General features: G+C 45.0%; 4 protein-coding genes and 1 pseudogene. All 5 read left to right on the top strand.

Going from position 1 to position 5,703, the window contains the following annotated elements; genetic code table 11:
* Positions 1-53 precede the first annotated feature (53 nt).
* Positions 54-410 (top strand): annotated as a pseudogene (locus tag Q0668_RS25835) (toll/interleukin-1 receptor domain-containing protein); the annotation flags it as partial.
* A gap of 141 nt (positions 411-551) precedes the next feature.
* Positions 552-1,976 carry a hypothetical protein gene (locus tag Q0668_RS05715; RefSeq protein ID WP_298861142.1) on the top strand — a complete coding sequence of 475 codons (1,425 nt, stop codon included), beginning with the start codon at positions 552-554 and terminating at the stop codon, positions 1,974-1,976.
* Between the two features lie 226 nt (positions 1,977-2,202).
* The gene (locus Q0668_RS05720; protein WP_298861145.1) at positions 2,203-3,414 is read left to right on the top strand and encodes a sialidase family protein; all 1,212 of its coding nucleotides are present in this window, start codon (positions 2,203-2,205) and stop codon (positions 3,412-3,414) included.
* Between the two features lie 324 nt (positions 3,415-3,738).
* Positions 3,739-4,350 carry a DUF3592 domain-containing protein gene (locus Q0668_RS05725; protein WP_298861148.1) on the top strand — a complete coding sequence of 204 codons (612 nt, stop codon included), beginning with the start codon at positions 3,739-3,741 and terminating at the stop codon, positions 4,348-4,350.
* 349 nt (positions 4,351-4,699) lie between these two features.
* A complete protein-coding gene (locus Q0668_RS05730; RefSeq protein ID WP_298861150.1) occupies positions 4,700-5,566 on the top strand; it encodes a restriction endonuclease in 867 nt (288 codons plus the stop codon).
* The last annotated feature ends 137 nt before the right edge of the window (positions 5,567-5,703 follow it).

Consider the following 5,703-nt stretch of genomic DNA (forward strand, 5'->3'; position numbering starts at 1 on the left):
ATTCGAGCCTGGATCGATTCCTGGCTCAACCCAAATGGGAAATATCGGTTTAAATGAATAGGCCATCTGATTCTACAAAAACACGAAAGAGAGCGCATGTGTCCGGTCAGTCTTTTCTGAAACGAATCGCAGGTTTTTTTTGGGGATATGACTTCTTTATTTCCTATGCACACAGTGATACGGAGCAATATGCAAAAGCGCTGAGTGAGCAACTCCATGCGCTGGGATTCGAATGTTTTCTCGATCGAAAAGACTATGTGAAGGGAGACAACTGGAGAATTGTCGGTCGGCGTGCGTTGGCAAAGACACAGCGATTGATTCTCCTTGTTTCACCCAAATCGCTGACGTCAGAACCAGTCCTCGATGAGTTGACGTACTTCAAGAGCCAAAGTAAGCGGGTGATGCCAATTGATCTTGCCGATTTGAGAATGCAGGCCTTTCCCAATTCAGAACTTTCCGCACATTTAGAGCCTGAAGATATCTGGATCACAGAAGAACCGGACAGAATTGATCCAACATCCGAAGTGTCGAGTCACGTTCCGTCAGAAAGCGTGATTGATGAGTTAAGACACTCATTCAAAGTGGAACGTCAAGATAAGAAGCGGCTAAGCTGGGTGATGAGGATCATGTTCTTCTTTGTCATCCTCACATTGAGCGCCATCAGTTTTTCCATAATTGCAGTATACCAGGGTCAAGTTGCAGACTTTAACAAAATCGAGGCCGAGAACAATGAGAAAAGAGCGAACGTCGAAAGGGACAAGGCTCAAGAATTGAACCTTGATCTGAGGACAAGTGAGCGTCGACTTGGTCGAGCAATGAATATTGGTTTTTCTGTAATCGAAGCCCGCTATTCAGGCGATTCGAATGAGCTGAGAGAGTCAATCGCCGAAGTCCGCGAACAGTTGGAACCGGATCGTGAAACGCAACAAACGCAAGCCAGACTTCATCTATTTGAAGCAATATTTCATTTAGTTCAACTTCAATCAAATATGAATGGAAACGAACTGGGCGGTAACCTGCTTCAGGCACGTGTGAATCTGCAGCAAGCAAACACTTTATTGGACAACTCAATAAAGTGTGACCCGCAATTGGGCCTTGCTTATATGGTAAGAGCGCAACTCTGGTCGGAGGCCTATCCGAAAATCCAAAGCCTGAAACTGCTGCTACAAACGGCAGGGACATCTGTACCAAGTGCTGAAGATATCGCGAAAGATTGGAGCAAGGCGGTCACATTGATGCCTCAATCGACGTATGCCTTCTCTGGTCGTGGCTGGTGGTTCCTGCGTAGAGGTGTTTTGGCAAGCGCTGCAGACGACCTGAAAGAAGCTCTGAGACTTGAGCCTGAGAATGACTTTGCTATGCAAGGGCTTGCCGAACTTCTCTACAAGCAGGGGCATTACCACGAGTGTGTAGATATGCTGATAAATACAGTCAGAACATCAAATAGTATGAGAGACGTGCTCTTCAAAAGTACTTCAAAAGAATATCTTAACGAAAAAATAGCTGTGATCACCTTCAATAAGTTGTGGAACAAGTCAAAACTCGATCTCAATGACGTTCGTCCTGCTGCGGTCGTTCATGTTTTTGGTAAAAATGTCCCTGAGTTAGAAGTTGTGCGTGGTGTCCTCTGGAAGATAGTGCTCAAAGAAATCCACAAAAAGTTGAATGTAGATTGGCAGCGTCTTGCCGAGGAATTACGGAAGATCGATTTCCCGGAAGGAAATAACACTTATCAGAACACCCGCAGACTCTTGCTGGCATTTGCACTCGCAGGGCAAGGAGACGCCCCTCCAAATGAAATCGCTAAGTTGCTCGGCTTCCCGCTGGATGAACAAACTAAAGCAGGGACCGAACTTGAGAAATCCCAGTTGGAGTCTCTGAAAGAAAATGCAAAACGTCACCTTGGCGAAAATCCTGAGGCTCAACAGCAGGTGATTGGAAAGATTAATCTCATTCTCTCATCACTCCAACAGTGAGGGGAATGAGGAAATCTACATAACTCAGCCCAACGAGGATAAAAAAGTTTCAGCGACGAATGGCACTGCCACTAATTACACCAGTCCATTATTCACATTACCTGATACTAAGGGAAAGGTGTGTTTTCATTTTTTCTTGTATCCTGATCGTGTCTTGTTTAGGCTATGGTAATCAACTTGCCTCTTCCGATTCCCGGCTGCGCTCCCTCCTGAAGGACTTTCTCCTGTGAAACAGACTGATCTGCAGAATTCATCCTCAACGAAAATCAATCGTCGTTCGTTACTGAAGCAGGCGACTGCCGCTGTCTCTGTGCCTTTGTTGCTGGGAACCGGTTCGGCCCGCGCTGCGAATCGTCCTTTTGCGGCTCAGGGATTTAATGGCTGTCAGATGTTGCCCGGTGCTCAGTTTTATGTGGCGATCGATAACAAGGGGCTCTGGCCCAATCTGACGAAACTTCCGAACGGCGAACTTGCTGCCGCGATTTATAATCATCCCAGTCACGGTTACGGCGACAACAGCGATGTCGAATTGTGGATCAGTCAGGATGCCGGGGTCAGCTGGACTTTTCGGAGCAAGATTTCTTCGCACCCGGAAGAGCCGGACGCGATTCGTATGAACCACGCCACTGGTTTGAACGCGCAGGGACAACTCGTGACGCTGGTCAGTGGTTATCACAAAGGACAGAAGCGACCCTTTCTCAAACTGCAGCGTTGCATTTCCAGCGACCATGGAAAGACGTGGGACCGCGGCCTGCTGGATCTGAATCTGGTTCCACATGGCGACATTTTCACTCTGCCCGATGGGCGACTGGCTTGCCCCGTTTATAAGAGCTTGAGTGTGAAGCCGAGACGATCTTGCTCTGCTTTGATCTTTAGTCGTGATGGGGGCAAGAGCTGGGGAGAGGAACAAGTCGTGGCTGAGGATGTGAATGAAACCTATGTCCTGCGTCGTCGCGACGATGGTGACTGGCTGGCCGTCTGTCGCACGAACTGCCGCGATCGCATGGACAGTGCCTTGCCGCATGGCAGCGGAGAAATATTTATCCGCTCGAATGATGAAGGAAAGAATTGGTCAGAACCCCGGTTGATCGCGCCCCAGGGACAGGAAAACTCGCATCTGCTTGAGCTGGCCGATGGGCGTTTGCTGTGTTCGATCACGAGCCGCATTCCGGGGTTGTTCGGCGTGGTGATGCGAATGAGTGACAATGGTGGCGAGAAATGGTCGCTGCCGGTAGTACTACTCTCTTGCCCGGCGCGGGACTGGCACAAAACCGATTCCGGCTATCCTTCCAGCGTGCAGCTTGACGATGGTTCGATTGTCACCGCCTATTATTTCGGTCCGAAGAAACCGGAGTTCGCCGCCCATACACTCCCCTGGCATCAACGCTACCATATGGGCATCGCCAAATGGGATCTGTCGATGTGGCCCGAAGAATAAAAATTTGGCACGGGGCCTATAACAATCAAAGATACCAGCGACTGTGTTTTCACTTGTTCATTTACTGTAGTGATCTCGTTCCAGAATTGGTTCTTTTTTATCATAGATTTTCTGTCTTGAATTGAGTTACAACAAACGGTTATTATATCGAATTACACATCAATCGAAAAAGCAGGCACGCTTTGAATTTGGTTGAAAAATGATTCGTTTAAACTGCTCCTGCTATCAACATCTGGTGAAGATTCACCCAAGCATCTGTTCTACAACCAGCAACCTTGAAATCCCTCGACCGTTGCATTCCCGAAACAGTCGGAGGGTAGAGAAATGATGGGACTCTCTCCTCACAAAGGCGATCCAAACTGGTTTCTTTTAGCCAAATCAGCCGTTGGTATTTCTTTCATTGTGATTGCTCCCTTCCTGGTCATGCCGACAATCAGGAGTTTCAATCAGGCACGTCAAAGTGCTTCCTGGCCACAGACTGATGCCGAGATCACAAAGTCGGAGGTCGTCAAGAAAGATGTGAGAGGCAAACCATCTTGGAACCCCAATATTTCCTATCGGTATACCGTGGACGGCAAGGACTTCACCAGTTCTGAAGTCAGCTGGCGCAGTTTTAATACTCCCATTTACAGTCATGCAGAAGAAGTTGCCACCAAATATCCTGTTGGTTCCGTTCATAAAGCCTTTTATTCCCCGGACGATCCTTCCAAGTCCGTTCTGGAATCAGGCACAAACTGGATGGTCACCCTTAATTTATTCTTCCCCTTGTTCTTTGTTTTGCTTGGTGGATACATGGTTCATGATAATTTTACATTTTATCGCGACCGCATGCAGAAACCGAAAAAGAAAAAGAGGAAAAAATTAAAGGCAAAGACTGGCAGTGATCCACCAACCAAACGCCGAAAACGAAAACGATACAAAGGAGATCTGGATTAAGATAAACTTCGTGGGACAAACTACGTTCAGTACTTTGAATGTATATGGTGTCAGTCTTGTGAGATGACTGGTTTGGAATCGTTTTTCTGTCTGTGTAGATGACTGGATATAAATATCTAAGCACCAAGAAGCGATAGCTTGAATTGCTTTGGGCAGGTGATATCATATACAGTATACTGGAATTATATCCAGAATCTATGCGTGAAATGAAGCCTCTATGTCATCATGTCAGAACTTAAACTGGTCATTTAGCAAGTATTTGTTCCATATTAACTTTATGTATGAACAAGGATGTACGTGTAAATAACAAGCTATTCAGTCAGGCAGGAATTCAAAATAAGAGTATGAAATGAGCAGAATATTTATATCAAGCACTCAAAATGAAGAGGAAATAGCTCGTGAGTTAGCTTATAGATTAGATCATGAAGGTTTATTTCCGGTCGTGGATTTTTTTGAGGCTGAATTAGCTGATGAATGGTTGCATCATGTGCTCTATAGTGTGGAGTCATCTGATGTTGTTTTACTTTTAATGCCTGAAGATGACTATGAAAGAAAATGGATTCCTCGTGAGCTTAATAAAACTCTAAAGTACAAACTAAAGAGTAGAAGCATTCTCTTAATTCCCGTCTATTTAGGTGGGAATCGATTTTTCGCACCATCAAGTGGTCAAGTCACATTTTTTTTAGAGAATGAAAGCCATAGCCATTCTTTAAAGAAATACTCAGAAAGATCTATCGAAAAACTTGTCACCTATCTAGCCAATGTCCCTAAAATTGAATTTAACGCTCTTTCCCCTATCGAGTTCGAACACTTAATAATTACTCTCTTAAATAAACTACGTTTTTTTGAAATAGAGAAGCAAAGATCTTCTCACAATATGGGCTTCGATATTCTTGCAAAAACTAAGACTAGAAATCCTTTTGGTGGTACTAGCTTTGTTAGTTGGGCTATTGAAATCAAGTACAACAAAAACTCAAGAGCCGATATCAGTTCATTAAAACAGCTTAGCTATTACCTAGAAGATCGATCAATAGATGTTAATGGCGTGTTGATTACGAATGGCCAGCTAACATCTACAGCTCTAGAGTGGCTTGAATACAATGAGAAAGAGAAACGAACATCAATAACTGTTGTAGATGGGATTAAACTAAAACAACTTATACTTAAGCACCCCGAAATTGTCGATGAATTTTTTGGTCATAGAGGTGTTCTATGACAGAGATAGCCAATATGGTAAACAGGTTGAATGCAATCCCAGCAGGCCAGCCTGGCTGGAGTGACTTCGAAGCCATTTGTACTGAGATCTTGACTTACCTATTTGTACCCCCTTTATCTGAACCTAAAACGCAGCCT

Source organism: uncultured Gimesia sp., from assembly GCF_937910335.1.
GTDB lineage: Bacteria > Planctomycetota > Planctomycetia > Planctomycetales > Planctomycetaceae > Gimesia.

Excerpts from the sequence above, each read along its gene's own strand:
- Q0668_RS05725 (WP_298861148.1), top strand. The coding sequence starts at position 3,739 with ATGATGGGACTCTCTCCTCACAAAGGCGATCCAAACTGGTTTCTTTTA.
- Q0668_RS05730 (WP_298861150.1), top strand. The coding sequence starts at position 4,700 with ATGAGCAGAATATTTATATCAAGCACTCAAAATGAAGAGGAAATAGCT.